Genomic DNA, 24,727 nt, shown 5'->3' on the forward strand with positions numbered 1-24,727 from the left:
CGGCTGAAAGCATCCGGCAATCCTGCCCCATGACAGGTCAACGGTTGTTGTTGGCAGCACCGGCCCATCCGGGCTGCCGGGTTTGTTTTATCTAGCGCAAACGGAGCGCGCCGCGAAAACAAGTCTTTTATTGTACCATGATCGTGTCCGAAAATTGCTTTGCATTTTTCGAGATCATGTTCGGGCGGAACAGCTATGCTCCAAAAGCATCCGGCGGACGTTCAGGTGAACGCCCGCCGGAAAATTCTTTAGCGACGGATGCCGAGGCTCGCGATCAGCTTGGTATAGCGGCCTTCATTCTTCTTCTTGAGATAATCAAGAAGCGAACGGCGGCTGGAGACCATGGTCAGAAGGCCACGACGGGAGTGGTTGTCCTTCTTGTGGTCCTTGAAATGGTCCGTGAGGTTGTTGATGCGCTCGGTCAGGATAGCAACCTGGACTTCCGGAGAACCGGTATCGCCTTCGACGGTGGCATATTCCTTGATCAGCGCAGCTTTGCGCTCAGCAGTAATCGACATCGGATGGTCCTTTCTATGAGGAGAAAATAAGTCGCCAAACGCCGGGATGTCGTCCAGCATTGGCCGCGAATGCAATCAGGCAAGCCCGATGCTGGCGCTGCCTATAAACCATATAAGCCGTAATGGAAAGAGGCTTCTCCCAAGCGGCCTTCAGCGTCCCGCCATGGCATTCCGGATCATCGCGTCGTAACCCTTGGGGTCTTGCAGCATGGCGAAATGGCTGGCGTTCTTCAGGATGACGAGCTTGGCGCCCGGAATTTCCTTCGCCATCATCTGCGTATGGTCCAGCTTGACGGCTTCGTCATGGTCGCCGATGGCAAGCGTGATCGGCACCGTGATCTTTCCAAGGTCGGTTGCCGTCCATGCCGGCTGCGTTGCCCACATGTCCGAGATCTGCTTGACGAAAGCGTCATACTCGTTCGGCGTCGGCGACAGTTTCTTATAATATTCGCCGGCGGCATTGATGTAGTCGTTGAAAGTCTTGTTGTTCATGACGTCCGGCTTCACGCCATCGGTCGTCACATTTGCCGCCTGAGCGATCACGCGCGTCAGCCTGTCGGGGTATTTCATCGCCATGTCGATGCCGATAATGCCGCCATCGGACCATCCGACCAGCGTTACCTTGTCGATCTTCAGATAGTTGAGAAGCGCAACATAATCCGATGTCATCAGATCGTAGCCGAAGGGTTGCTGGCTGCGCGTGGAGCGACCATGCCCGCGGCTGTCTGCTACGATGACCAGATGATCCTTCGCAAAATCAGTGATCTGGCGGCCCCAGACATCGGCATTTCCAAGTCCGCCATGGATGAAGAGGATCGGGCTGCCCTTACCATATTCGGCATAGTACATCTTGATATCGTTGACATCGGCCAAGCCGCTCACCTTCGACTGAGGCGTCGGAGGAAAAGGCGGAAGTTTGGACCACCGCTCGGCGGAATGAGCGCCGGCAACTGCGAGCAACAACGAAAAGAACGTCAGTATTCCGATTGCAATTCTGCGCATATTTCCCCCTTGAGCGAGCCGCCATGACCCGCCGGAAAGCATATCGCATCGCTGTTGCCTCGCAATAGCCCGTTTCTTCGGCCGGCCGAATGGTGGTCAGCCAAAAACCCGTTTCGGGCGGAATTCGCCTTCGCCGATCTCGCCGATGGCGATCAGCTTGCCGCGTGCCGTGGCATAGGCCTCGGTTTCGGCAACCGGCGCATCGCGGCCGCGCACGAGAATGGGATTGCCCATCTTCAGGCGGTGGGCCTGATCGTCGTTGATGACGAGATGCGGCAGGGATGACAGTGCCTCGGCCGTATCGATCAGCAGCGCGTCGAGGGCAGCGAGCCGCTCATCCGCGTCCTCGATCTCCTCAAGTGCGACGAGATCGGCGAGCGGTACCATGGCCTCCTCGGCGAACGGGGCGACGAAGCTGCGGCGCAGGCCGGAGATGTGGCCGTAGCAGCCGAGATCACGGCCGAAATCGCGGGCGAGCGCCCGGACATAGGTACCCTTGCCGCATTCCACTTCGAAATGCGCCGTGTCGGCATCCGGACAGGCGAGCAGCGTCAGGCGAAAAATCTCGACTTCGCGTGACGGAATTTCGACCGTTTCGCCTTCGCGGGCGAGATCGTAGGCACGCTCGCCGGCGATCTTGATCGCTGAAAACTGCGGCGGGATCTGGTTGATAACGCCGGTGTAGTTTGGCAGCAGCGCGCGGATATCGTCTTCGCCCGGACGCTTGTCCGAGGACTGAGTCACTTCGCCTTCAAGGTCATCCGTGGCGCGTTCCTCGCCCCAGCTGACGGTGAATTCGTAGATCTTGCGGCCATCCATGACATAGGGAACGGTCTTGGTGGCGTCGCCGAGCGCGATCGGCAGCATGCCGGAGGCGAGCGGATCGAGCGTGCCGGCATGGCCCGCCTTCTGCGCCTTGAACAGCCATTTGATCTTGGAAACGGCCTCGGTCGAGCCGAAGTCTACCGGCTTGTCGAGGATCAGCCAGCCCGAAATCGGGCGGCCCTTGGGCTTGCGTGGTTTGGACATTGGCTGTCTCTGTTATCGGTTTTCGTCGGTATCGGTATCGTCGCTCTTGAGATCGCGCTGGACCTCCGGCGAACGCAGCAGCGCATCGATCTTCTTGTAGTTGTCGAAGCTGGTATCGTCTTTGAAGCGGATTTCCGGCATGAATTTCATCTGCCGAAGATGCTGCCCGAGACGGCCGCGTATATATTTCGTGTGACGATTGAGCGTGTCGATGATGATGTCGTGGTCGGCGACGCCAAGCGGCGTCACAAACGCGGTTGCGACCTTCAGATCCGGTGACATGCGCACTTCGGAAATGGAGATCACGGTGCGCTCGAGCAGGTCGTCGCGCACTTCGCCGCGCTGCAGGACCTGGGTGATCGCGGCGCGCACCTGTTCGCCAACGCGAAGCATGCGCTGCGAAGGCGCGGAAAAAGTTGGTCGTGTTGCCATTTGCTTTGGTCCCAAAAGGTTCGGGCGCCGGACTGGATGTTCCGGCGCCCGTTCCATTGTTTCAACTTCGCGCTTTTACAGCGTGCGGGTGATATGCTCGACGCGGAAGCATTCGATCGTATCGCCGGCGCGGATGTCTTCGTAGTTCTCGAAGGCCATACCACATTCCTGGCCGACGTTGACTTCCGAGACTTCGTCCTTGAAGCGCTTGAGTGTCTTGAGCTTGCCTTCGTGGATGACGACGTTGTCGCGCACCAGGCGGACGCCGACGCCACGTTCGACCTTGCCTTCGGTGACGCGGCAACCCGCGACCTTGCCGACCTTCGTGATGTTGAACACCTCGAGGATCTCGGCATTGCCGAGGAAGGTTTCGCGCCGTTCCGGAGACAGCAGGCCCGACATCGCTGCCTTCACGTCATCCACCAGATCGTAGATGATGTTGTAGTAGCGGATTTCGATGCCTTCGCGTTCGGCCAGCGTGCGAGCCTGTACATTGGCGCGGACGTTGAAGCCGATGATCGCCGCGTCGGATGCTCCGGCCAGCGAGATATCGGATTCGGTCACGCCGCCGACACCGGAATGCACGATACGGGCACGAACTTCGTCGGTACCGAGCTTGTCCAGCGCGCCGGCAATGGCTTCGATCGAGCCCTGCACGTCGCCCTTGATGACCAGCGGGAACTCCTTGGTGCCCGTGTTCTGCAGCGTCATCATCATCTGTTCCAGCGAACCGCGCTGGACAGACTGACGGGCAGCCGCCTTGTCGCGGGTGAGGCGCTGACGGTATTCCGAGATTTCGCGAGCACGGCTTTCGCTCTCGACAACGGCGAACTTGTCGCCGGCCAGCGGTGCACCCGAAAGGCCGAGGACCTCAACCGGGGTCGCCGGACCGGCTTCCTTCACATGTTCGCCCTTGTCGTTGACCAGAGCGCGCACGCGGCCCCATTGATCGCCGGCAACGACGATCTGGCCTGGACGCAGGGTGCCCTTCTGGATGAGGACGGTGGCAACGGAGCCGCGACCGCGGTCGAGCTGGGCTTCGATAACAGTGCCTTCAGCGGTGCGGTTCGGATTGGCCTTGAGATCAAGGATTTCCGCCTGCAGCAGGATGGCTTCGAGCAGCTTGTCGAGGTTGGTGCGGTTCTTCGCGGAGACTTCCACGTCGAGCACTTCACCGCCCATGGTTTCGACGAAGACTTCGTGCTGCAGCAGCTGGTTACGAACCTTCTGCGGATCGGCGGAAGGCTTGTCGACCTTGTTGATCGCGACGATGATCGGAACGCCAGCAGCCTTCGCATGATTGATCGATTCGATCGTCTGCGGCATCACGCTGTCGTCGGCCGCAACCACCAGAATGGCGATATCGGTCGCCTGGGCGCCACGGGCACGCATGGCCGTGAAGGCGGCGTGGCCGGGGGTGTCGATGAAGGTGATCTTGTGACCGTTCTGCTCGACCTGGTATGCGCCGATATGCTGGGTGATGCCACCGGCTTCACCGGCCACCACATTGGCGTGGCGGATGGCGTCAAGCAGCGAGGTCTTGCCGTGGTCGACGTGACCCATGATGGTGACGACGGGCGGACGGGAAACCAGTTCACCGTCTTCGTCGCCAACATTGAAGATGCCAAGTTCGACGTCGGATTCCGAAACGCGCCTGACAGTGTGGCCAAATTCGACGGCGATGAGTTCGGCCAGATCGGCGTCGATGACGTCGCCCGGCTTCATCATCTGGCCTTCCTTCATCAGGAACTTGATGACGTCGACGGCGCGCTCGGACATGCGCTGCGACAGTTCCTGGATGGTGATGGTTTCCGGCAGCACGACTTCACGCGTAATCTTCTCGCGCGTTTCCTGCATCTGGCTGCGGCGGAATTTTTCCTGGCGGCGGCGCATGGCCGACAGCGAACGACCACGGGCGCTGCCGTCTTCGTCGACATTGGCGGTCGTGACCGTCAGCTTGCCGCGGCGGCGCTCTTCGTCCGTCTTCGGACGAGTGGTAACGGGCTTAGCCGGTTCGGGGCGAACGACCTTGCCGCGTGCGGGGGCGCCACCACGCGGCGGGCCGCGATCGGTTTCTTCTTCATTGACCCGGCGGCGGTTGGCCGGTGTTTCAGCTGCAGGAGCGCCTGGGCGCGCCGGCTGTGGAGTTCCATCCGGACGACGAGCAACGACCGGAGCCGCAGTCGTCTGCGCTGCGGGCTTTGCTGCTTCCACCGGTGCGGGCGTCTCGACCTTGGGCTCGAGGGCGCGAGCGGCCTCTTCCTCGGCGCGGCGGGCAGCTTCAGCCTGCTCTACGATGCGGCGGGCAGCCTCTTCCTCGGCACGGCGTGCGTCTTCCTCGGCGCGACGAACCGCGTCGGCGGCGTCACGGATCTGGGCTTCGGCAAGCGCGCGGCGACGTGCATCCATTTCGCCAGCCGACAGATGGTTCAGAACCACCGGCCGCGACGAACGTTCCTGCTGCGGGCGCGGCTGGTTGTTCTGGTTGGGTTGCTGCGGCCGCTGCTGCTGGCCACCCGGCTGATGAATACGCGAAGCCGGCTGCGGCGGGCGCGGCGGCTGCGGCGTCGGTTCCGCGACACGCGTCACGGATGGTGCCGCGGCAGCTGTCGTCGAAGCAACGATGGGTTTTTCGTCTTCTGGGCGTAGCGGACGGCGCTTGCGGGTCTCAACCACGACCGCCTTGGTGCGACCGCGGCCCATATCCTGGCGCACGGTGCCCTGGTTCACGCCTGAAGGCTTCAGGGTGAGGGTCTTCTTACCCGATGCACTCAGCGTCTTGTCGTCTTGATTGTCGGTCATTCCGTTCCCGTTCCTTCGGACAGGGCCTCGGAAACGTCCGTTAGACCCTGTCGTTCAATGCATGTACCTTAATGAAGCGTCCGGTATCCACCGGTGACCGCGTCATTGTTTTCGCTGGCCAGCGCCGCCCGTAGCCCGGGACTGACCGCCGTTGCGGTACCGTTCGAGCAGGTTTGCGCGCTTCACTACACCCTGACCCGCCCGCCCTGCAAGCGCTGCGGCATGGATAAAAGCGTTCTGGCCCATCAGTTCTTCCATTTCCGTCTCCGTGAAGACACGGAACGACGGTATTTCCTTTTCGGTCTCCATCCCGAGATGCCAGGCCTTTCGGGCCTGGTCGATCTTGCGAACGCCGTCGGCGGCGGCATCGATCGCATGGAACACGGCAAGTGCCGAACCGTTGCGAACGGAGCCATCGACTTTCGACGAGCCATTGACGAACTGGCTCGCTTTGCGCGCCATGTGCATCATCCCGGCAAGCTGCACCACAAGAAGGCGGTCGACGGTGGCGCCGAGATCGCTCGGTGCCGTCACCTCCGCCTTCAGGGCGCGGGCAAACAGTTTCTTCGCCACTGCCTTGTCCACGAGCGCCCGGTCAAGCTTGACCCAGCAACCGCGTCCCGGCAGCTGCCGCTTCAGATCGGGAAAGATGGTCCCGTCCGGAGCGGCAACGAAGCGGATCAGCTCATCCGGCGATCCGCTTTCGCGTGTTACGATGCACATGCGTCCGTTCACGTCAGTCCCGAGATCGTCGTCCTCAGGCGCCGCATTCGGCTCAGTGGTGCTCGTCATGCTTCTTGCTCGGTCTCATCCTCCGCGACCTCTTCGGTCTCGGTGGCGAGATCGGCTTCGGTGATCCAGCCGGCCGACAGGCGAGCCTGTACGATCATCTGCTCGGCTTCGACGCGCGAGACTTCGAGCTTGGAGAACAGGCCTTCGAACTTCTTCGTTTCGCCGTTCTTGCGCTCGCTCCAGCCGACGAGATCGTCGGCGGCGCAGCCGGCGAAGTCCTCGATCGTCTTGATGCCGTCCTCACCGAGGGCGACCATCATCTGCGCGGTCATGCCGTTGATCTGACGCAGTTCGTCGGCAACGCCGAGCGCCTTGCGCTTCTCGTCCATTTCAGCTTCCAGGCGTTCCAGATATTCGCGGGCGCGGGTCTGGATTTCCTGGGCGGTGTCTTCGTCGAAACCATCGATGGAAGCGATTTCGTCGAGTTCGACATAGGCCAGTTCCTCGACGGCGGCAAAGCCTTCCGAGGCCAGAACCTGGCCGACCATCTCGTCGACGTCGAGCGCGTCCATGAACAGGTTGGTGCGCTCGTTGAATTCCTTCTGACGGCGCTCGGACTCTTCGGCTTCCGTCATGATGTCGATGTCCCAGCCGGTCAGCTGCGAAGCGAGGCGGACGTTCTGGCCGCGACGGCCGATGGCCAGCGACAGCTGTTCGTCCGGAACCACGACTTCGATGCGCTCGGCATCTTCATCGAGAACGACCTTGGAGACCTCAGCCGGCTGCAACGCGTTGACGACGAAGTTCGCCGGCTCGTTGGACCACGGAATGATGTCGATCTTTTCACCCTGCAACTCGGCGACGACGGCCTGAACGCGCGAACCGCGCATACCGACGCAAGCGCCGACCGGATCGATCGACGAGTCGTTCGAAATGACGGCGATCTTGGCGCGCGAGCCCGGATCGCGGGCAACCGACTTCACCTGGATGATGCCGTCGTAGATTTCCGGCACTTCCATGGTGAAGAGCTTGACCATGAACTGCGGATGCGTACGCGACAGGAAGATCTGCGGGCCGCGCTGTTCGCGGCGCACGTCGTAGACATAGGCGCGAACGCGGTCGCCGTAGCGGAAGTTTTCGCGCGGGATCATTTCGTCGCGGCGGATGATGCCTTCGCCACGGCCGAGATCGACGATGACGTTGCCGTATTCGACGCGCTTGACGGTGCCGTTGACGATTTCGCCGACGCGATCCTTGAATTCGTCGAACTGGCGGTCACGCTCGGCTTCGCGCACTTTCTGCACGATAACCTGCTTGGCCGACTGGGCGGCGATGCGGCCGAAATCCATCGGCGGCAGCGGATCGGCGATGAAGTCGCCAAGGGCTGCGTCCGGGTTGCGGTCGCGGGCCAGTTCCAGCGGGATCTGCGTGGAATAGTCCTCGGCCTTTTCGACGACTTCGAGCAGGCGCTGCAGACGGATTTCGCCGGTCTTCGGATTGATGTCGGCGCGGATGTTCGATTCCGTGCCGTAACGCGAGCGCGCGGCCTTCTGGATCGCGTCCGCCATCGCGGCAAGCACGATCTCGCGGTCGATGACTTTTTCGCGCGCCACTGCATCTGCAATCTGCAGAAGTTCTAGCCGGTTCGCACTGACTGCCATGTTTAGTCTCCGTCTTCCTGCCCTGGGGTTCCCGTCCCGTTAGGCGGTTCGTTGATCGGTTATTCTTCTTCGTCCGCTTCGTTCTGGTTCGCAGCCTCGGCCTTAGCCTGCTTGTCGGCGCGCAACGCATCGCGGATAAGATCGTCCGTCAGGATCAGCTTGGCTTCGGCCAGCGTGCTGAACGGAATGGTGACCTTCGGTTCTTCGCCATAAGCGACCTGGTCGCGCTCGATCGTGAAGCCATCGTCATTGACGTCGGTGATCTTGCCGCGAAACCGCTTGCGGTTGTCCACCAGGATCGAGGTCTCGCACTTGACGATGTGGCCGTTCCAGCGGACGAAATCCGACTTGCGCACCATCGGGCGGTCGATGCCGGGCGAAGAGACTTCCAGATGATACGCCTTATCGACCGGATCTTCCACATCAAGTACCGGTGAAATCGCCGTCGAGACCGCTTCGCAGCCCTGGACGTTCATGGTGCCGTCGTTGCGCTCGGCCATAACCTGCAATGTCAGGCCGTTCTGGTTCATGAGGCGAACACGCACCAGGCGAAAGTCCATGCCGACGAGCACGGGCTCGATGATGGCGGCGATGCGCTGGTCAAGGCCGGTTTCGACGATCAGCCGTGGTTCATTGATATCTTCTGCGATTGTCACTTCAGACAAGCGTTCACTCCTGCAGTGTGCTGCAATTGGGAGATCGAGGTAATAAAAAAGAGCGGGTCCTTGCGGCCCACTCTTCATCACACGATCAAGAATTTGAAGCGGATATAATCCCGTTCCCGCCAAATTGCAAGGCATTCACGCCGGAACCCCGCCCTGCCACCTATTTCAGCACGCCAAGCATCGAGCTGTCGGGATAGCAGGTCGGTTTCATACCGCTTTTTGCTTGCCACTGGCCGATCGACCGCCTTGTCTTGTAGCCGGGCAATCCGTCGGTGCCGCCGACATCGTAGCCCTTGCGTTCCAAAGTCTTCTGCATGCCGGCGACATCGGAGCGCAGCATCTTGCCGACATCGCCCCATTGCCCCTGGAAAGCGCCGGAGCCATAAGCGATGCGGTCGGCGAGATTGCCGATATAAAGACCGTAGAGGTCGGAATTATTGTATTCCTTGATGGTGTAGAAGTTCGGCGTGACGATGAACTCCGGCCCGTCCCGGCCGGCCGGCACCAGCATCATGCCGCCGGCGCGCAGTTCATCGGAGGGAAAAGCCTTCCCAGCGATTCTGGTAATCCCGAGCGATGTCCATTGCGAAATCGGCTTGGCGAGATCCGGCCCTTCCTGCGCGCAGGAAACATTGTCCGGGATCGTCACTTCGTAACCCCAGCCACGGCCGCGCTGCCAGCCCTTCTGCACAAGATAGTTGGCTATGGAGGCAAGCGTATCCGGTACGGAGGTCCAGATGTTGCGATGGCCGTCGCCGTCGAAATCGACGGCATATTTCAGGTAGCTGGTCGGCATGAACTGCGGCTGGCCGAGTGCGCCGGCCCAGGATCCCATGAACTGATCGGGCGCGACATCGCCATGCTCGAGAATTTGCAGACCGGCAATCAACTCGGTGCGAAACATCTCCTTGCGGGTCGACATGAAGGCCTTGGTCGCCAGCACCTGCACCGCGGAATTCGGCAGTTTGGCCGCGCCGAAGCCGGTCTCACGGCCCCAGATGGCAAGCAGGATTGGACCGGGCACGCCATAGACCTTCTCGATCCGCTTCAGCGCCGGGCCATATTGCGAGGCAAAGCTGCGCCCCGTCGTCGCCAGCCTCTGCAGCCGTCCTTCATTGAAGTAGGGCGCGGGCGAGGAGAACTCCGCTTGGGTCTGTTTCTGCTCCTTAGGCTTCGGAAAGCCGGGCGGGGCGAGATCGGGCAGGCTCCAGTTCAGCGCTACGCCGGCGAAGGCGGTGCGGAAGGTCTTTTCGGAAATGCCATCCTTTTTTGCCTCGGGCCAGAGATCCCTTTGGATCCAAGTCTGGAACTGGGCTTCGACATCGGCCTTCGAGGCGGCGAAGGCGGGAATGGGAAGGAGGGTTAGGAGGAGGATGCAGATGAAGGAAAGGAAGTGCCGAGTTTGCCGCACCTCCGGCACCCCCCTCTGTCGCTTTCGCGACATCTCCCCCACAAGAGGGGAGATCGTTGGGAGTTTGCCAAGCCCTCCATCGAAGCAATGCGCTTCAGTTTCCGCAGACAGGATGCCGGTTTGAGGCGAGATGGTGCCGCAAGTTACCAATCTCCCCACTTGTGGGGGAGATGTCACGAAGTGACAGAGGGGGGTATGCACTCTCCTCATATTCCGTCCCTCCCTCAAATCGCCGTCCGCGCCCGTAATGCCGCCGTCAGCGTGCCTTCGTCGAGATAGTCGAGTTCGCCGCCGACGGGTACGCCGTGGGCCAATCGGGTGATCTTCACCTCAAGGCCGGCGAGCTGGTCTGTTATATAGTGTGCGGTGGTCTGTCCTTCGACGGTGGCGTTGACGGCGATGATGATTTCGCGGATGCCGCCTTCGCCAACACGCTGGATCAGGCCGCGAATGTTGAGATCGTCGGGGCCGACGCCGTCGAGCGGCGAGAGAACGCCGCCGAGCACATGATAGGCAACATTCATCGCGGCGGCGCGCTCCAGCGCCCAGAGGTCGGAGACATCCTCGACGACGATGATGACCGACTGGTCACGGCGATCGTCGGTGCAGACGGTGCAGGGGTCGACGGTATCGACATTGCCGCAGCGCGAGCAGATCTTCACCTTGTCATAGGCCTCGCCCATGGCATGGGAGAGAGGGCCGAGCAGCTGGTCCTTCTTCTTGATCAGGTGCAATGCGGCGCGGCGCGCCGAGCGCGGTCCAAGACCCGGCACCTTTGCCAGGAGCTGGATGAGTTTCTCGATTTCGGGGCCGGTGACTCGCTTTGCCATGGGAGGCTTTTAGCCCATATGCTTGCGGAACGGAATCGCCGAAGGGATGATCGCCCCATGAAAATTCTGGCCGTCTGCATCGGCGCCGCCGAAATCCTGCCCGGCAAGAAATACCGGACTGGTATCAACAAGCATGTGGTTGGCGGTGCCGTCATGATCGACGCCGAAGGTCTCATTGGCGACGCCATCTGCAATCGCAAGCATCATGGTGGATGCGATCAGGCCGTTTATGTCGAGGGATCCCTGACGCTGGACTGGTGGTCGCACGAGCTCGGACGCCGGCTGGAGCCCGGTTCTTTCGGCGAGAATATCGTCATCGAAGGGCTGGACAATTGCGACGTCAGCGTCGGCGACAGGTTCATAGCCGGCGATCTTGTTCTGGAGGTTACCTCGGCCCGTATTCCCTGTGCCACCTTCGCGGCAAAGATGGGTGACCCGAAATTCGTCAAACGCTATTTCCAGGCGCGCCGCCCCGGCATTTATTGCAGGGTCATCGAGGTCGAAACGGTCGCCGCCGGAGCGGCGGTGACCCATATCCCCTATGCGGGGGCCAGGGTCACCATGCCGGAAATGATCGCCACCCACGGCCAGCGATTGTCGCCGCAGGACCGGGCGCGCTATCTCTCCGCACCCATTCACCACAAGCTGCGGGCGATGCTCGAAAGCGAAGCCGTCGGTTCCTAGGCTTGCCGCACGGAGATCCTGGCGGCTATTTCAAGGACGCTTCCGGCTTTGGTCTTTCAGCTGAGCCCTGCCGAGAACCGCCGGAAAAGAGCCAGTCCCTCGGGCCAGTCGCCGATCCCCGAGGCGGAATTGATGTGGCCGAGCGGGCCGACATCGATGAATTCGCTGCCCCAGACGGAGGCGCTTTCCTTGGCATAGTCGAACGGGCCGTAGGGATCGTCGGTGCTGGTGACGAGAAGCGACGGAAACGGCAGCCTTCTGCGTGGTGGATTGGCGAAGCTGGGGGCTTCACCCAGATAGACCTCTCCTGTCGGATCCGGCACCGCGACGAGGAAAGCTCCGAGGATTTCCGTTTTCGCGGACACCGCCCAATGCGCGATGAACTGGCAGGCAAGGCTATGGGCGATGAGGATCGGCGGCGTCTTCGCCCGGCCGATCTCGCGATCGAGCGCGGCGATCCAGTCGATAAGCTCCGGCCTGTCCCAGCTCGCCGGTTGAAACCGGCGCATTCGCGGGTCCTGCCGTTCCCACAGGGTTTGCCAATGGCCTTCTCCGGACCCGCCAAGGCCGGGCAGGACGATGATATCGCTCATGTTTATCCTCTTGCTTTCTGTTGACGGGGCAAGACTGGCATGTCGCTTCCGTCATTGACATTGCAATCCATCGGATAAAACTTGGGGCCGCCGATGAATTGAAGGTTCAAAATGGAAAGCTTCGAGAGAGACCTGGATCCGACCGATCTGTCGATGATCGAGATTTTGCAGCAGGATGGGCGAATTTCCATATCGGAACTCGGCCGTCGCGTTGGCCTGTCGCAGCCGGCCGCGTCCGAGCGCCTGAAGCGGCTGGAGGAGCGCGGCATCATCGCTGGCTATCGCGCCATCGTCGATCCCGCCGCTGTCGGCCTCGGCATGATGGCCGTCATCCGGTTGCGGACGACGCATGAGCATATCCGCCCCTACCTCAAGCAGTTTTCGGAAATGCCGGAGATCATCGAGGTCCTGCGGCTGACCGGCGAGGATTGTTTCCTGCTCAAGGTGCTGGTGCCGTCGCCCGCCGACCTTGAAACCATCGTCGATTCCATCGCCCGGCATGGCGCCGTGACGACATCGCTGGTGTTGCGGAACGAGCCGGCGAAACCGATCGGCCGCGAACTCATCCGCAAGACGGCGGTGCGCTGAACCTGTTTGGGAGTGCGCCTATCAGAAAGGCATCTTGAAGCCGGGCGGGATCGGCAGGCCGGCGGTGAGTTCGCGGGTCTTTTCGGCGGTGATCGCCTCGGCCTTGTCCTGGGCGTCCTTGTTGGCGGCGACGATCAGGTCCTCGAGGATCTCGACGTCGTCTTCCTTGAAGAGCGACGGGTCGATCTTGATGCCCAGCATCAGGCCCTTGCCGTTGACGCTGACAGTGACGAGGCCGCCTCCTGCCTTGCCTTCGACGCGGATGTCGGCGATCTCAGCCTGCATCTTCTCCATCTTGGCCTGCATTTCTTTCACTTTGCCCATCATGCCCATGATGTCGCGCATCGTCGATCGTCCTTCTTCCGCGTCTTTCATTATGATTTAATACAATATGTTTCGAAAGCCACCCAACAGATTTTACTGTGTGGCTGTTCGATTCCGCACCGTACCCTTAGAATTCGATGTCATCGCCCGGCAGGATATCGCCTTCGTCGGATTCGGCGGCTGCCGGCGCGGCGACCTGTTCCTCTTCCTCGATATCCGGCGCACGCACGCGCACGTCAATGATTTTGGCGCCCGGAAATTGCGTCAGGATTGCCGCGACATCGGGGTCTTGACGGGCATCGGCGACCCGCTGCCGCTGCGCATTCGCTTCGGCTTCCACCACTGTCGGCTCGCCTTCGTCGCGGCTGAGGCTGACGATCCAGTGGATGCCGGTCCATTCCTTCAGTTTGACGGCAAGCTCGTTGAGCAGCGTACCCGGCGCGCCCGGCGTCAGGCTGACGTCGAGCCGGCCGGGTTCCAGCCGCACGGGACGGACGAAACTGCGCACCATCGCCTTCAGCTTCGGATCGCGCTTCTGGCCGGCGAGTTCGGCAATATCGGTCATCGAATTAATGGCAACCAGCGGCTTTGGTGCTTCCGCCGGCTTCTGTTCGATGCGGCCGACCGGAGCCGAATCCGGCTGGGTATTCGGAACCGCACGCAGCATGGCGACCGGTGCCTGTGGGGTGGGCCGTGGCGGAGCAGTTTCGACCGCCCGCGCCATGACATTGCCCTGATAGGAAACCTGTGTTCCGCCTCCATTGCCATTGGGCGAAGCGGGCGAGGGACGTGCGCCTCCATTGCCATTGCCGTCGGAGAATTCGGCAAGCCGCCGCGCCGCATCTTCCGGTGCCGGTAGATGGGCGGCATGCGCCAGGCGGATCAGCACCATTTCGGCGGCACCGGCGGTGCGCGCCGCGCTCTCGGTTTCCGGTATGCCCTTCAACAGCATTTGCCAGATACGCGACAGCGTGGTGACCGCCACGCCCTGTGCGAATTCCGCCGCCTTGTTGCGTTCCACTTCGCTCAGCGACGGATCGTTGGCAGCGTCGGGGACATATTTCAGGCGGGTGACGAGATGGGTGAAGTCGGCAAGGTCGGTCAGTACGACGACGGGATTGGCGCCTGCCTCGTACTGGCTGTTGAACTCCGCCAAGGCGGCCGCGACATCGCCCTGGATGATGTGGTGGAAGAGATCGACGATGCGGGCGCGGTCGGCAAGCCCGAGCATCGAGCGGACGGCGTCGGCAACGACCACGCCGCTGCCATGCGCAATCGCCTGGTCGAGCAGCGACAGGCCGTCGCGGGCCGAGCCTTCGGCGGCGCGGGCGATCATGGCGAGCGCTTCCGGCTCAGCCTCGATGCCTTCCTTGGCCGAAATGGTGGTGAACAATCCCACCAGATCCGAGGCGCTGATGCGGCGCAGGTCGAAGCGCTGGCAGCGCGACAGCACGGTGATCGGCACCTTGCGGATTTCGGTGGTGGCGAAGATGAATTTCACATGCTCCGGCGGCTCTTCCAGCGTCTTCAACAATCCGTTGAAGGCGGCCGTCGACAGCATGTGCACTTCGTCGATGATATAGACCTTGTAGCGCGCCGAAACCGGGCGGTAACGCACCTGCTCGATGATCTCGCGGATATCGTCGATGCCGGTATGCGAAGCGGCGTCCATCTCGATGACGTCGACATGCCGGCCTTCCATGATCGCCTGGCAATGTTCGCCGGGCTCGCGAAGGTCGATGGTCGGGCGGTCGATCTCGGGGGTTCGATAGTTGAGCGCGCGCGCCAGGATGCGGGCCGTCGTCGTCTTGCCGACACCGCGCACGCCGGTCAGCATATAGGCCTGGGCTATACGGCCGGTTTCGAACGCGTTGGTCAGCGTGCGAACCATCGGTTCCTGGCCGACCATCAGGTCTGTGAAATCCTTGGGACGATATTTGCGGGCCAGAACCCGGTAACCGGTGCCGGTCGAAGCGGCATCTTTTGCTTGTCGCTCGGTGTCGCTCATGGCCCTGCTTATTGCCCGCAGAAAGCCGGGCCTTGCTTTCAAAAAGGGTGGGAGGCTGGCACGATGACCCGTGCCGGGCTCGTTGGGGCTGCTTCCTTCCGGACCTGACCCAGTTGGCGAGTGGCTCGTCCACCACCAACCTCCCGGAGGCACATATCGGCAATATCGTCATCAAAAGCAAGCCAAGGTCAAAAAAAACTGCTAAACATTTGAAAAAACACCGGAGGATCAACCATTGAAGGAATTTACGCTCGACGATCGTCTGGCGAATGACAGCGTTTCCGTGACGATCACCGGCCTTTGCGACGTGCGCCTGTCGAAGGACAGCCGCTGGCCGTGGCTGGTGCTGGTGCCCCGCCGGCCCGGCATATCGGAAATATTCGAGCTGACCCCGCTCGACCAGATTCTCCTGACCTTCGAGACCAACAAGGTGGCCGCTGCCCTGAAGACGGTGACCGGGGCGACAAAAATCAACGTCGGGGCTCTTGGAAATATCGTCCGACAGCTTCATGTTCATGTGATTGCACGGTTCGAAGGGGACGCGAACTGGCCCGGTCCGATCTGGGGCCACGGCAAGGCGGAACCCTATACGGACGAAGACATGAACAGCTTCATAGCCAAGTTGCGGGACACGCTTTCACAATGAACCACTCGATCTTCTCTTCGGATGCGCCTCACCCGGAAGCCAGCAGCCTCACGGCCTTTGCGGAAAACCAGCTAAACCGGGACGCTGAGCATCGTGACGAGGAATCGGTCCAGCGCGCGCTTTCGAAGGAAGGCACGCATATTCTTGCTTTTGCCAGGGACAGGCTGGTTCTGAAGCATGACGGGCAGGTGCTCGATCCGCTGTTTGCGCGCTACGAACTGCAGGAACTCGATCCGGATTGGGAAGCGGCCGTGCTGCTCGGTTACCGCAAGACTGGCGAGCCACGGCTGGCCGTGCCGGTGCGCATCAACGCCGACGATCTCGCCAGCCACTATAAGCCCGCCGACATGCGCTCGCTCTGGCGCGATTTCCTGCTTGAAGGCGAAATTCTCGGCGAGGCGGCGCAGGGCGTAAGCCTCATCCGCTGGAACAGCGACAACCGCTTCTGCGGCCGCTGCGGCTCGGTCATGGAAAGCCGTATCGGCGGCTACAAGCGGGTCTGCACGGGCTGCGAACACATGATCTTCCCGCGCACCGATCCTGTCGTCATCATGCTGACCGTCGATGAGGAGAAGAATCTCTGCCTGCTCGGCCGCAGCCACCATTTCGCGCCGGGCATGTATTCCTGTCTCGCCGGTTTCGTCGAGCCGGGGGAAACCATCGAGAATGCCGTGCGCCGCGAGACGCATGAGGAGTCGGGAATCCAGGTCGGCCGCGTGCGCTATCATGCCTCGCAGCCCTGGCCGATGCCACATTCGCTGATGATCGGCTGCTATGCCGAGGCGAAGTCAACGGAGATCCAAATCGACGCCACCGAGCTCGACGATTGCCGCTGGTTCACACCGGAAGAGACGCTCGAAATGCTCGATCGCGTCTCGGCTTCCGGCAACACCTCCCCGCCCAAGGGCGCCATCGCCCACCGCCTGATGCGCGATTGGGTGGAATGGAAACGATAGGTACTCCTTCCCCATGGCGCGCTCGGAACGCTTGCTGACCCTGCTGCAGACGCTCCGGCGCTATCGCCGTCCGGTCAGCGGCGCGGTTCTGGCGGAGGAAACCGGCGTCAGCCTGCGCACGCTCTATCGTGATATTGCCAGCCTCCAGTCGCAGGGTGCGATGATCGAGGGCGAGCCGGGCATCGGCTATGTGCTGAAACCCGGCTTCATGCTGCCGCCGATGATGTTCTCCCAGGACGAGATCGAAGCCCTGGTGCTCGGCTCCCGCTGGGTGGCGCGTGCCGCCGACGCGCGCCTGGCCGCCGCCGGCGCGGACGCGCTCGCCAAGATCGCCGCCGTATTGCCCGATGAGATGCGGGAGACCGTCGAGCAGGCGACGCTTGTCGTTGCCACCCGCCGCGCGCTGGAGGACAAGGCCGACCTCTCCCTCATGCGCAAGGCGATCCGCTCCGAACGCATCGTGCAACTCACCTATGGCGATGTGAACGGGGCCATTTCGACCCGGCGCATCTGGCCCTTTGCGCTTGGCTATTTCGATGAGGTACGCATGGTCATGGGCTGGTGCGAATTGCGCGAGGATTTTCGTCACTTCCGTGCCGATCGCATTGTCGACTTCGCGGTGCTGGAGACCCGCTACCCGCGCCGCCGCGTCGTCCTGGCCAAGGAATGGCATAAGCAGCAGGGCCTTGCCCATGATTGATTCCTGAGCAGTAGACTACTGCCAGAAACTGTCAGCATGGGCGGTTAGTATCGGTTCCATTCCACACAGGAAGGAGGACCGATCATGGAAAGCCCCGCTTTCATCGCCAGAGAGGACAGGCGTCGTTCAGCAGTTGAGGCGTCTTGGGCGCAAGCCTGGCCGCAACGTCTTGCGCAGGCGGCACGTCACTGTTTTGCGTGGCACCATTCTCGCCTCGATCTCGACGAAGCGCCCGATGTTGTGAAACGCGATCTCGGTTTTCTCGACGGCTGCGCACCGTATCGCGAGGACAGCCGCCTGCGATAAGCGCCCCCTGAAAAGCATCCAAGCCAACCCCTCGACAAATATCTGCTCCGGCACGGTCCATCATGACCTGCCGGCCGGGGCTGATATTGCCGTCATATCCCCTAATGCCAAGAGGAATATCCCAATGACCAGCCCGAACCTCATCATCTTCTACGTCAAGGACCCGGCCGAAAGCATACCCTTCTATCGCGACCTGCTCGGCCGCGAGCCGGCCGTCGCCGCGCCGAATTTCGTGGCTTTTCCGCTCGACAATGGGTTCACGCTCGGCCTCTGGCGCCGCAGCAGCGTCGAACCGCAACCATCCGCCATCGGCAGCCGCGGCGAACTCGCCTTCATGGTCGAGGGCGAAGGCGCGGTCGCGGAACATTACAAGGACTGGAAAGCGCGCGGCCTGCCGGTCGCACAAGAGCTGACGACACTGGATTTCGGCCCGACCTTTGTCGTGCTGGATCCGGATGGGCATCGGTTGAGGGTTTGTGAGCCGGATAAGTGAGTTGTGAGGCTGTCACCCGCCCTCGTGGTTCGAGGCTACAGCCCTCCGGGCTTTCGCACCTCACCATGAGGGCTGATCTTTTGGGTCCCGTCACGGAGCCCACTCCACCTCATGGTGAGGTGCGCTGCGGTGGGAGCGGAGTGAAAACGGTAGGGCCTCGAACCACGAGGTGGCCCCCGGGGGCTGGCGGCAGCTACTAAAGCTGCCCCCGCATCGGGTGCCCCTTATAGACACCCAGAATCCTGACTTTTTCCGAGAAGAATCGCAATTCCTCCAGCGCGCGTTGCACATTCGCGTCGGTCGGATGGCCTTCGATGTCGGCGTAGAACTGCGTCGCTACAAAACGGCCGCCGAGCTGGTAGCTTTCGAGCTTCGTCATGTTGATGCCGTTGGTGGCGAAGCCGCCGAGCGCCTTGTAGAGCGCTGCCGGAATGTTGCGGACGTTGAAGACGAAGGTGGTGACGATCTTTTCTTCCGGTGAGCTGCGCTCCGCCCATTTCTCCTCACGCGACAATATGACGAAGCGCGTCACGTTGTCCTCGGTATCCTCGACATTTTCGGCAATGATATCGAGCTTGTAGAGGTCGGCGGCAAGCCGCGGTGCAAGGGCTGCCATCGTACGGTCGCCGGTTTCCTGCACCAGCTTGGCAGCACCCGCCGTATCGCCGGCGACGACCGGTTTCCAGCCATTGGCGCGCACGATCTTGCGGCACTGGCCGAGCGCGTGGATATGGCTGTGTACGGTGCGGATCTCTTCCTTTTTCACGCCCGGCAGCACCATCAGCTGGAAGCGGATCGGCATGAAATATTCGCCGACGATATGCAGGTTCGATTCGGGCAGCATATGGTGGATGTCGGCAACGCGACCGGCGATCGTGTTCTCGATCGGGATCATGCCGAGATCGGCCTCACCATTGTCGACGGCGGCGAAAGCATCCTCGAAGGTCTGGCAGGGCAGCGGCTCCATGGTCGGGAACATGTCGCGGCAGGCCATGTCGGAATTGGCGCCAAACTCGCCCTGGAACGAGATCTTGTTGGTCATGGTGGTCATGGGACTGCCTTTAGGGGAGAGGTTCCGTCAGCGAGAGGCGCCGGAAAGGATGCGTCGGGCCTTTTCGAGGTCGGCGGGAGTATCGACACCGAGCGGGATCGTGTCAACGATCTCGACATCGATGCGCATGCTGGCTTCCAGCGCCCGCAATTGCTCCAGCGATTCGCGCAGTTCGAGCGGCGACGGGCCGAGGCTGACGAACTTCTCAAGTGCTGCGCGACGATAGGTATAGAGGCCGATGTGATGATAGAGCGGACCCTTGCCGTAAGGGGCGGTGGTGCGCGTAAAATAGAGCGCGCGCAGCCGGTTTTCGGAAATCGCCGAGCCGACGACCTTGACCACGCTCGGCAGAGTCTTTTCTTCCTCATCCTTGATCTCGACGGTCAACGTTCCGATGTCGACGGCCGGATTGTCGAGCGGGCGCAGCGCCGCGTGAATGGTCTGGGGATCGATGGTTGGCAGGTCGCCTTGAACATTGACGATGATCTCGACGCGTCCATCGGGATCGACGGCCTTCAGGGCCTCATAAATGCGGTCCGAGCCGGATTGATGATCCCTACGCGTCATGACGACCTCGAAACCGGCATTGGCGACGGCGGCATAAGTGTCATCATGATCGACGGCGACGACGATGCGACCGATCGCCGCCTCGCGCGCCCGCTTGGCAACCTGTACGATCATGGGCAGGCCGCAAATATCGGCAAGCGGTTTGCCCGGCAGGCGTGTGGACGCCATCCGGGCCGGAATGAGCACCAGCGTCTTGTCTAAGTTGGAATCTGTCATCGTTGGGCCTTCTATTCCCGCCGTAAAAGTGTCAAAACGTCTCACGGTGGAGACCGTTTACAGAGTTGCAAGAAACAGCCAAAAGACATAGGTTTCGCGCGAATTCAAGATGGGCCGGCAGTTACTGCCGGAGGCGAGGGGAGCATAGCAGATGAATTCATCCTACGTGAACATGGGTGTCGGGGCACTTCTAGCCACACTTTTTGTGCTGAAGTCCGTGTCGCTTGCGTCAGGATATATTTTCCATTCAGAGGTGCCGGAAAAGCCCGGCTTCGAAATTGTCGCCGCCGAGGCGCCGGCTGGGGATGCCGGCGGCAAGGCTGCCGAGGCAAAGGAAACGCCGATCGCGCAATTGCTGCAGACGGCCGATGCCAAGGTCGGCGAAACGATCTTCAAGAAGTGTCAGGCCTGTCATTCCGGGGAAAAGGGAGGGCCGAACAAGGTTGGCCCCGATCTCTGGGGGATCGTCGACCGTCCGGTCGCCGAACATGAGGGCTTTGCCTATTCTGCCGGCATCAAGACCTTCTCCAAGGACGGCGCGGAAAAGTGGACCTACGATCATCTTTATCACTTCGTAGCCGCGCCGAAGAAGTTCATTTCCGGAACGGCCATGGGCTTTGCCGGTCTGCCGAAGGAAAAGGACCGCGCCGATCTGATCGCCTATCTGCGTACGCTGGCCGATACGCCGGTACCGCTGCCCGATCCGAACGCAGCGCCGGCGCCTGCCGCGACGAACTAGAGCAATTCCAGGCGAATGATTGCCAAAAGCCCGGTCGTTTCGGCCGGGCTTTTGGCCGTTCCGGCGACTTTCAGACCGAATGCCGGCGCGACCTCGTTCTCTGATCGAGGTCATAGACCTTAAGCCCGTCTTCGGCGCCCGGCGGCACGCGCCAGTCCTCCGCCCGTAGCGCCTTGCGCGCGTCGCACAGGCCAGCCTCCCAATGTTCGTGCATCGACAGCGCGGAAAACTCATAGTCCTTCGAATGCGAGCGGAACTGCTTGTTACGATAGATCAGGTGGATGATGGTGACGCTGTAGTCGGAGCACTGCGCTTTCAGCTTCTGGATCGCGGGGTCAACCTTGGCTTCGTCCGGCAGGAGCGCGTAAAGCTCCGAGATGGTGCGGCGCAGGCGGTGGCGCTCGAGAAACAGGTCGGTGTTGAGCCGGGTGCGGCTGGAATAGGTGATATCCTTGCGCCGCTCCTCGACTTCTTCGAGATCCTGCGGCTGCGGGCCGACGGCGCTGAAGAGATCGACCTGGAAGACCACTGTATCCACGTCGGCGGCATTACGCAGCACGTAGGTCAGCGGCGTGTTGGAGACCAGGCCGCCGTCCCAATAATATTCGCTGCCGATCTTGATGGCCGGAAAGCCGGGCGGCAATGCGCCGCTTGCCATGATGTGCTCGGGTTTGATCTGGACTTCCCGGTTGTCGAAGAAGGCGAAATTGCCGGTTCGGACATTGACGGCGCCAAGGCTGAGCCGCACCGGTCCATGGTTGATGCGATCGAAATCGATATGGTCGAGCAGGGTCTGGCGCAGTTGCTCCGTGTCATAGATGCTGGTCGCGCTCGCCGAACCACGCGCCTGTAACCAGGATGGGATCTGCCAGGGCGAAAAGAAGCCGGGCACGCCAAAGGTCGAGACCCACCAGCTGCTGACCGTACGGTAAAAGGGGTTGGTGCTGCGCTGCTTCTCCATCAGGAGGTCGACCGGCATCTGCACGCTGACCTTGTTCCAGAAGGAGCGCAGCTTCTCCAGCCGCTCGCCCGGCACATTGCCCGCCATGATCGCGGCGTTGATGGCGCCGATCGAGATGCCGGCGATCCAGTCCGGTTCGATATTCTGTTCCCTCAGCGCCTCGAAGGCGCCTGCCTGATAGGAGCCGAGCGCACCGCCGCCCTGCAGGACGAAAACCTTCTGCGCATAGGCCGAGGCCGGATTGCTGGTCAGTGGCGCTGCAATATTCATGGTTCCATCCTTAGCTGCGCTCCATTCTTAGCGGCGGCTATGCGCAAATATATGACCATTTTCCTGCCTGCTTCTCCGAAACCGGAGATATATCGTCGCGGCATTCAAGCCGGCATAAGCCTGCCGCATGCTCTAGCCGAGCAAATAGGCCCAAAGCGACACCGTGAACGCGCCGAGCGCGGTTGTCAGCGTGATCGTCGATGCAGCGAGACTGTGACCGACACCGAAGCGATTGGCAATCAGCCAGGCATTGACGCCGGTCGGGACCGCGGCGGTCAGCACGAGGGCGGCCCGCCATTCCGGGCTGAGGCCGAGCAGATAGCTCGCCGCCAATACGCAGGCCGGTAAGAGGACGAGCTTGAAGGCCGCTGTGACACTGGCAAGGCCGAGATTGCCCGAAACTCCATATTGCCGGAGCGCCATGCCGAGTGAAATCAATGCGGCCGGGCCGGCGATATTGGCGATGTTGTCGACAACGGTGCTAAGCGTTGCCGGCAAGGGAATGCCGACGAGATGCACGACAAGCCCGCCGAGAAGCCCGATGACCAGCGGATTGCGGATGAGGTTCTTGCCGACATGTTGCAGGAGTTGCAGCACGTTGCGGCCGCCACCGCCGTTTTCCTTACGTTCGGCCTGCTCCATCAGCAGCGTGCCGGCGATCATCATGGTCGGCAGATGCACGGCAATCAGGATCGACATCGCCATGATGCCGTCAGGGCCGACGGTGCGTCCCACCAGCGGCAGGCCGATGAAAATCGTGTTGGCGAAGGCGGAGGACACGCCGGCAAGCACCCCGATGCGTGCGTCCCGCCCGAACAGCCGTGTCGCCATCAGATGGCCGGCCGTCCAGGTGACCGCGACGCCGGCAAAATAGGCTGCCCACAACCGAAACGGCGAGGCGCCGCGAAAATCTGCCGTTGCAATCGTCTGGAACAACAGGAGCGGCACGGCGATCTTGAAAACGAACTCGCTCATCGCCTCGCCGACACTCGCCGTCAGTACACCGGTGCGCACGATCACCCAGCCGACGAGGATCAGCAGGAAAACCGGGAGAACATCGGAAAAGATTTCGGACATGCTGGGCGAGGAATATGTGGGGTGGGATCCAAGGATATGATCCCAGAGTTGTAACAGCTTGTCTCATCCTGGAAAGCCGAAAAGCAGGCGGGAACAAAAAAAGCGGGCAAAGCCCGCTTTTCAGCGTCCGGTCCCCGCCGGAGTCCTCCCGGTGCACAAGCCGCCAGTTCATCCGTGGTCAGCGCGCGTACCGGTGAGGCGGAAGGTATCATACCTTCCCAGACTGGCTTTGGATGCCTTGTCAGCATCCCATGCCAGCCGCTTCACAAGCATTTACAGGTGGAAAATGACAGGCAAATGACCGAGCGCGATTTTGTTATTCGGCAGAACGCGGATTCTTCTTCCAAACTTCCGAAAAACCGATAATACCGATTAACGGCTATCACCAATACCGGGGCTCCTTCTTGATGACTCGTTTCGATGTACTGACCGTTGGCAATGCTATCGTCGACATTATCGCGCGCTGCGACGATCAATTTCTGATCGACAACAAGATCACCAAGGCAGCGATGAATCTCATCGATGCCGAGCGCGCCGAACTTCTCTATTCGCGCATGGGCCCGGCGCTCGAAGCCTCCGGCGGCAGCGCCGGCAACACGGCGGCGGGTGTGGCGAATTTTGGCGGCAGGGCCGCTTATTTCGGCAAGGTTGCGGAAGACCAACTCGGAGAGATCTTCGAGCACGACATCCGCGCCCAGGGCGTGCATTACGAGACCAAGCCGAAGGGCACGTTCCCGCCGACGGCCCGCTCGATGATCTTCGTCACCGAGGACGGCGAGCGCTCGATGAACACCTATCTCGGCGCCTGTGTCGAGTTTGGCCCGGAAGACGTCGAACCCGATGTCGTCGCCGAAGCCAAGGTCACCTATTTCGAGGGCTATCTCTGGGATCCGCCGCGCGCCAAGGAAGCAATCCGTGAATGCGCCCGCATCGCTCACGCCCATGGCCGGGAGGTGTCGATAACGCTGTCCGACAGCTTCTGCGTCGGCCGTTATCGCGACGAATTCCTTGACCTGATGCGTTCCGGCACCGTCGACATCGTCTTTGCCAATCATGACGAGGCCCTGTCGCTCTACGAGACCGAGGATTTCGACACGGCGCTGCGATTGATCGCCGCCGACTGCAAGATTGCGGCCGTCACCACCGGCAAGGACGGGGCAGTGATCGTGCGCGGCAATGAGCGCTATGTCGTCGATGCTCATCCGATCGAGGAGCGTGTCGACACCACCGGCGCCGGCGATCTCTTCGCCGCCGGTTTCCTGTTCGGCTATACCCAGGGCCGCAGCCTCGAAGATTGCGGCAAGCTCGGCAACCTCGCGGCTGCTATCGTTATCGAGCAGATCGGCCCTCGGCCGATGAAATCATTGTCGGAAGCCGCCAAGGAATTTGGGCTTCTCTAAAAGCCCGTTCGTGCTTCCAATCGAATCAAAGCCGCTCGCAGCAGATCGTTGCGGGCGGTTTTTTGT

General features: G+C 61.3%; 26 protein-coding genes and 1 other RNA gene. 9 read left to right on the forward strand and 18 right to left on the reverse strand.

The features are described 5' to 3' along the window. Positions 1–248: 248 nt before the first annotated feature. From rpsO to recR, 10 genes are all read right to left on the reverse strand, one after another. The gene (rpsO, locus tag HB780_RS26230; RefSeq protein ID WP_183690465.1) at positions 249–518 is read right to left on the reverse strand and encodes a 30S ribosomal protein S15; all 270 of its coding nucleotides are present in this window, start codon (positions 516–518) and stop codon (positions 249–251) included. 150 nt (positions 519–668) lie between these two features. Continuing rightward, complete coding sequence (locus HB780_RS26235; protein ID WP_183690467.1) at positions 669–1,520, reverse strand: alpha/beta fold hydrolase; 852 nt, start codon at positions 1,518–1,520, stop codon at positions 669–671. A 96-nt stretch (positions 1,521–1,616) separates the two neighbouring features. Then, positions 1,617–2,549, reverse strand: a complete 933-nt coding sequence (truB, locus tag HB780_RS26240) for a tRNA pseudouridine(55) synthase TruB (protein ID WP_183690469.1) — start codon at positions 2,547–2,549, stop codon at positions 1,617–1,619. A 12-nt stretch (positions 2,550–2,561) separates the two neighbouring features. Further along, positions 2,562–2,981 carry a 30S ribosome-binding factor RbfA gene (gene rbfA, locus HB780_RS26245; RefSeq protein WP_183690471.1) on the reverse strand — a complete coding sequence of 140 codons (420 nt, stop codon included), beginning with the start codon at positions 2,979–2,981 and terminating at the stop codon, positions 2,562–2,564. Positions 2,982–3,056: 75 nt separating this feature from the next. After that, positions 3,057–5,783 carry a translation initiation factor IF-2 gene (infB, locus tag HB780_RS26250; protein ID WP_183690473.1) on the reverse strand — a complete coding sequence of 909 codons (2,727 nt, stop codon included), beginning with the start codon at positions 5,781–5,783 and terminating at the stop codon, positions 3,057–3,059. 102 nt (positions 5,784–5,885) lie between these two features. After that, on the reverse strand, positions 5,886–6,575 hold the full coding sequence (locus HB780_RS26255) for an RNA-binding protein (protein ID WP_183690475.1): 690 nt from the start codon (positions 6,573–6,575) through the stop codon (positions 5,886–5,888). Further along, the gene (gene nusA / locus HB780_RS26260) at positions 6,572–8,176 is read right to left on the reverse strand and encodes a transcription termination factor NusA (RefSeq protein WP_183690477.1); all 1,605 of its coding nucleotides are present in this window, start codon (positions 8,174–8,176) and stop codon (positions 6,572–6,574) included. Before nusA ends, HB780_RS26255 begins: the two co-directional genes overlap by 4 nt. A gap of 59 nt (positions 8,177–8,235) precedes the next feature. Then, on the reverse strand, positions 8,236–8,841 hold the full coding sequence (gene rimP, locus HB780_RS26265) for a ribosome maturation factor RimP (RefSeq protein WP_183690479.1): 606 nt from the start codon (positions 8,839–8,841) through the stop codon (positions 8,236–8,238). Positions 8,842–9,001: 160 nt separating this feature from the next. Further along, positions 9,002–10,285 carry a lytic murein transglycosylase gene (locus HB780_RS26270; RefSeq protein WP_435693894.1) on the reverse strand — a complete coding sequence of 428 codons (1,284 nt, stop codon included), beginning with the start codon at positions 10,283–10,285 and terminating at the stop codon, positions 9,002–9,004. A 191-nt stretch (positions 10,286–10,476) separates the two neighbouring features. Further along, positions 10,477–11,082: a recombination mediator RecR gene (gene recR / locus HB780_RS26275; RefSeq protein ID WP_183690481.1), complete on the reverse strand. Its 606-nt coding sequence runs from the start codon at positions 11,080–11,082 to the stop codon at positions 10,477–10,479. 57 nt (positions 11,083–11,139) lie between these two features. Here recR and HB780_RS26280 point away from each other — a divergent pair, with 57 nt between their 5' ends. Beyond that, the gene (locus tag HB780_RS26280) at positions 11,140–11,766 is read left to right on the forward strand and encodes an MOSC domain-containing protein (protein WP_183690482.1); all 627 of its coding nucleotides are present in this window, start codon (positions 11,140–11,142) and stop codon (positions 11,764–11,766) included. A 56-nt stretch (positions 11,767–11,822) separates the two neighbouring features. On the opposite strand, the gene HB780_RS26285 is transcribed toward HB780_RS26280, so the two are convergent. Then, positions 11,823–12,359 (reverse strand): RBBP9/YdeN family alpha/beta hydrolase, encoded by a 537-nt coding sequence (locus HB780_RS26285; protein ID WP_183690484.1) that lies wholly within the window; start codon positions 12,357–12,359, stop codon positions 11,823–11,825. A gap of 111 nt (positions 12,360–12,470) precedes the next feature. On the opposite strand from HB780_RS26285, the gene HB780_RS26290 reads away from it, so the two are divergent. After that, positions 12,471–12,947, forward strand: a complete 477-nt coding sequence (locus tag HB780_RS26290) for an Lrp/AsnC family transcriptional regulator (protein WP_183690486.1) — start codon at positions 12,471–12,473, stop codon at positions 12,945–12,947. Positions 12,948–12,968: 21 nt separating this feature from the next. Here the strand turns inward: HB780_RS26290 and HB780_RS26295 are convergent, their stop codons facing one another. The 3 genes from HB780_RS26295 to ffs form a co-directional block, all read right to left on the reverse strand. Continuing rightward, positions 12,969–13,292, reverse strand: a complete 324-nt coding sequence (locus HB780_RS26295; protein WP_183690488.1) for a YbaB/EbfC family nucleoid-associated protein — start codon at positions 13,290–13,292, stop codon at positions 12,969–12,971. Between the two features lie 106 nt (positions 13,293–13,398). Then, positions 13,399–15,279 carry a DNA polymerase III subunit gamma/tau gene (locus HB780_RS26300; protein ID WP_183690490.1) on the reverse strand — a complete coding sequence of 627 codons (1,881 nt, stop codon included), beginning with the start codon at positions 15,277–15,279 and terminating at the stop codon, positions 13,399–13,401. Positions 15,280–15,326: 47 nt separating this feature from the next. Then, an RNA gene (ffs, locus tag HB780_RS26305) (signal recognition particle sRNA small type) lies at positions 15,327–15,423 on the reverse strand. A gap of 91 nt (positions 15,424–15,514) precedes the next feature. Here ffs and HB780_RS26310 point away from each other — a divergent pair. From HB780_RS26310 to HB780_RS26330, 5 genes are all read left to right on the forward strand, one after another. Further along, positions 15,515–15,925, forward strand: coding sequence for an HIT family protein (locus HB780_RS26310; RefSeq protein ID WP_153370229.1), 411 nt, complete (start codon positions 15,515–15,517; stop codon positions 15,923–15,925). Then, a complete protein-coding gene (gene nudC, locus HB780_RS26315; protein ID WP_183690492.1) occupies positions 15,922–16,881 on the forward strand; it encodes an NAD(+) diphosphatase in 960 nt (319 codons plus the stop codon). Before HB780_RS26310 ends, nudC begins: the two co-directional genes overlap by 4 nt. Positions 16,882–16,894: 13 nt before the next feature. Beyond that, on the forward strand, positions 16,895–17,581 hold the full coding sequence (locus HB780_RS26320; protein WP_183690494.1) for a helix-turn-helix transcriptional regulator: 687 nt from the start codon (positions 16,895–16,897) through the stop codon (positions 17,579–17,581). Between the two features lie 84 nt (positions 17,582–17,665). After that, a complete protein-coding gene (locus HB780_RS26325) occupies positions 17,666–17,887 on the forward strand; it encodes a hypothetical protein (RefSeq protein WP_183697690.1) in 222 nt (73 codons plus the stop codon). A gap of 124 nt (positions 17,888–18,011) precedes the next feature. Further along, entirely contained in the window at positions 18,012–18,380 is a 369-nt protein-coding gene (locus HB780_RS26330; protein ID WP_183690496.1) for a VOC family protein, read from the forward strand. A 196-nt stretch (positions 18,381–18,576) separates the two neighbouring features. On the opposite strand, the gene HB780_RS26335 is transcribed toward HB780_RS26330, so the two are convergent. Further along, positions 18,577–19,431 (reverse strand): prephenate dehydratase, encoded by an 855-nt coding sequence (locus tag HB780_RS26335; RefSeq protein WP_183690498.1) that lies wholly within the window; start codon positions 19,429–19,431, stop codon positions 18,577–18,579. Positions 19,432–19,458: 27 nt separating this feature from the next. Then, the gene (locus HB780_RS26340; protein ID WP_183690500.1) at positions 19,459–20,214 is read right to left on the reverse strand and encodes a 3-deoxy-manno-octulosonate cytidylyltransferase; all 756 of its coding nucleotides are present in this window, start codon (positions 20,212–20,214) and stop codon (positions 19,459–19,461) included. Between the two features lie 151 nt (positions 20,215–20,365). Between HB780_RS26340 and HB780_RS26345 the strand changes: the two genes are divergently transcribed. Beyond that, a complete protein-coding gene (locus tag HB780_RS26345) occupies positions 20,366–20,953 on the forward strand; it encodes a c-type cytochrome (RefSeq protein ID WP_183690502.1) in 588 nt (195 codons plus the stop codon). 70 nt (positions 20,954–21,023) lie between these two features. Here HB780_RS26345 and HB780_RS26350 read toward each other — a convergent pair whose 3' ends face one another. Next, the gene (locus HB780_RS26350; RefSeq protein ID WP_183690503.1) at positions 21,024–22,184 is read right to left on the reverse strand and encodes a patatin-like phospholipase family protein; all 1,161 of its coding nucleotides are present in this window, start codon (positions 22,182–22,184) and stop codon (positions 21,024–21,026) included. A gap of 132 nt (positions 22,185–22,316) precedes the next feature. Beyond that, positions 22,317–23,261, reverse strand: a complete 945-nt coding sequence (locus tag HB780_RS26355; RefSeq protein WP_183690505.1) for an AEC family transporter — start codon at positions 23,259–23,261, stop codon at positions 22,317–22,319. A 407-nt stretch (positions 23,262–23,668) separates the two neighbouring features. On the opposite strand from HB780_RS26355, the gene HB780_RS26360 reads away from it, so the two are divergent. Beyond that, entirely contained in the window at positions 23,669–24,661 is a 993-nt protein-coding gene (locus HB780_RS26360; RefSeq protein WP_183690507.1) for an adenosine kinase, read from the forward strand. Positions 24,662–24,727: the final 66 nt, after the last annotated feature.

It is taken from the genome of Rhizobium lusitanum (assembly GCF_014189535.1).
Taxonomy (GTDB): Bacteria; Pseudomonadota; Alphaproteobacteria; order Rhizobiales; family Rhizobiaceae; genus Rhizobium; species Rhizobium lusitanum_C.

Excerpts from the sequence above, each read along its gene's own strand:
- HB780_RS26270 (WP_435693894.1), bottom strand. The coding sequence starts at position 10,285 with ATGTCGCGAAAGCGACAGAGGGGGGTGCCGGAGGTGCGGCAAACTCGG.
- HB780_RS26360 (WP_183690507.1), top strand. The coding sequence starts at position 23,669 with ATGACTCGTTTCGATGTACTGACCGTTGGCAATGCTATCGTCGACATT.
- HB780_RS26290 (WP_183690486.1), top strand. The coding sequence starts at position 12,471 with ATGGAAAGCTTCGAGAGAGACCTGGATCCGACCGATCTGTCGATGATC.
- HB780_RS26300 (WP_183690490.1), bottom strand. The coding sequence starts at position 15,279 with ATGAGCGACACCGAGCGACAAGCAAAAGATGCCGCTTCGACCGGCACC.
- infB (WP_183690473.1), bottom strand. The coding sequence starts at position 5,783 with ATGACCGACAATCAAGACGACAAGACGCTGAGTGCATCGGGTAAGAAG.
- rpsO (WP_183690465.1), bottom strand. The coding sequence starts at position 518 with ATGTCGATTACTGCTGAGCGCAAAGCTGCGCTGATCAAGGAATATGCC.
- HB780_RS26255 (WP_183690475.1), bottom strand. The coding sequence starts at position 6,575 with ATGACGAGCACCACTGAGCCGAATGCGGCGCCTGAGGACGACGATCTC.
- HB780_RS26335 (WP_183690498.1), bottom strand. The coding sequence starts at position 19,431 with ATGACCACCATGACCAACAAGATCTCGTTCCAGGGCGAGTTTGGCGCC.
- recR (WP_183690481.1), bottom strand. The coding sequence starts at position 11,082 with ATGGCAAAGCGAGTCACCGGCCCCGAAATCGAGAAACTCATCCAGCTC.
- HB780_RS26350 (WP_183690503.1), bottom strand. The coding sequence starts at position 22,184 with ATGAATATTGCAGCGCCACTGACCAGCAATCCGGCCTCGGCCTATGCG.
- HB780_RS26345 (WP_183690502.1), top strand. The coding sequence starts at position 20,366 with ATGAATTCATCCTACGTGAACATGGGTGTCGGGGCACTTCTAGCCACA.
- HB780_RS26280 (WP_183690482.1), top strand. The coding sequence starts at position 11,140 with ATGAAAATTCTGGCCGTCTGCATCGGCGCCGCCGAAATCCTGCCCGGC.
- HB780_RS26340 (WP_183690500.1), bottom strand. The coding sequence starts at position 20,214 with ATGACAGATTCCAACTTAGACAAGACGCTGGTGCTCATTCCGGCCCGG.
- HB780_RS26235 (WP_183690467.1), bottom strand. The coding sequence starts at position 1,520 with ATGCGCAGAATTGCAATCGGAATACTGACGTTCTTTTCGTTGTTGCTC.
- nusA (WP_183690477.1), bottom strand. The coding sequence starts at position 8,176 with ATGGCAGTCAGTGCGAACCGGCTAGAACTTCTGCAGATTGCAGATGCA.
- nudC (WP_183690492.1), top strand. The coding sequence starts at position 15,922 with ATGAACCACTCGATCTTCTCTTCGGATGCGCCTCACCCGGAAGCCAGC.
- HB780_RS26285 (WP_183690484.1), bottom strand. The coding sequence starts at position 12,359 with ATGAGCGATATCATCGTCCTGCCCGGCCTTGGCGGGTCCGGAGAAGGC.
- HB780_RS26295 (WP_183690488.1), bottom strand. The coding sequence starts at position 13,292 with ATGCGCGACATCATGGGCATGATGGGCAAAGTGAAAGAAATGCAGGCC.
- rbfA (WP_183690471.1), bottom strand. The coding sequence starts at position 2,981 with ATGGCAACACGACCAACTTTTTCCGCGCCTTCGCAGCGCATGCTTCGC.
- HB780_RS26330 (WP_183690496.1), top strand. The coding sequence starts at position 18,012 with ATGACCAGCCCGAACCTCATCATCTTCTACGTCAAGGACCCGGCCGAA.
- HB780_RS26355 (WP_183690505.1), bottom strand. The coding sequence starts at position 23,261 with ATGTCCGAAATCTTTTCCGATGTTCTCCCGGTTTTCCTGCTGATCCTC.
- HB780_RS26325 (WP_183697690.1), top strand. The coding sequence starts at position 17,666 with ATGGAAAGCCCCGCTTTCATCGCCAGAGAGGACAGGCGTCGTTCAGCA.
- truB (WP_183690469.1), bottom strand. The coding sequence starts at position 2,549 with ATGTCCAAACCACGCAAGCCCAAGGGCCGCCCGATTTCGGGCTGGCTG.
- HB780_RS26320 (WP_183690494.1), top strand. The coding sequence starts at position 16,895 with ATGGCGCGCTCGGAACGCTTGCTGACCCTGCTGCAGACGCTCCGGCGC.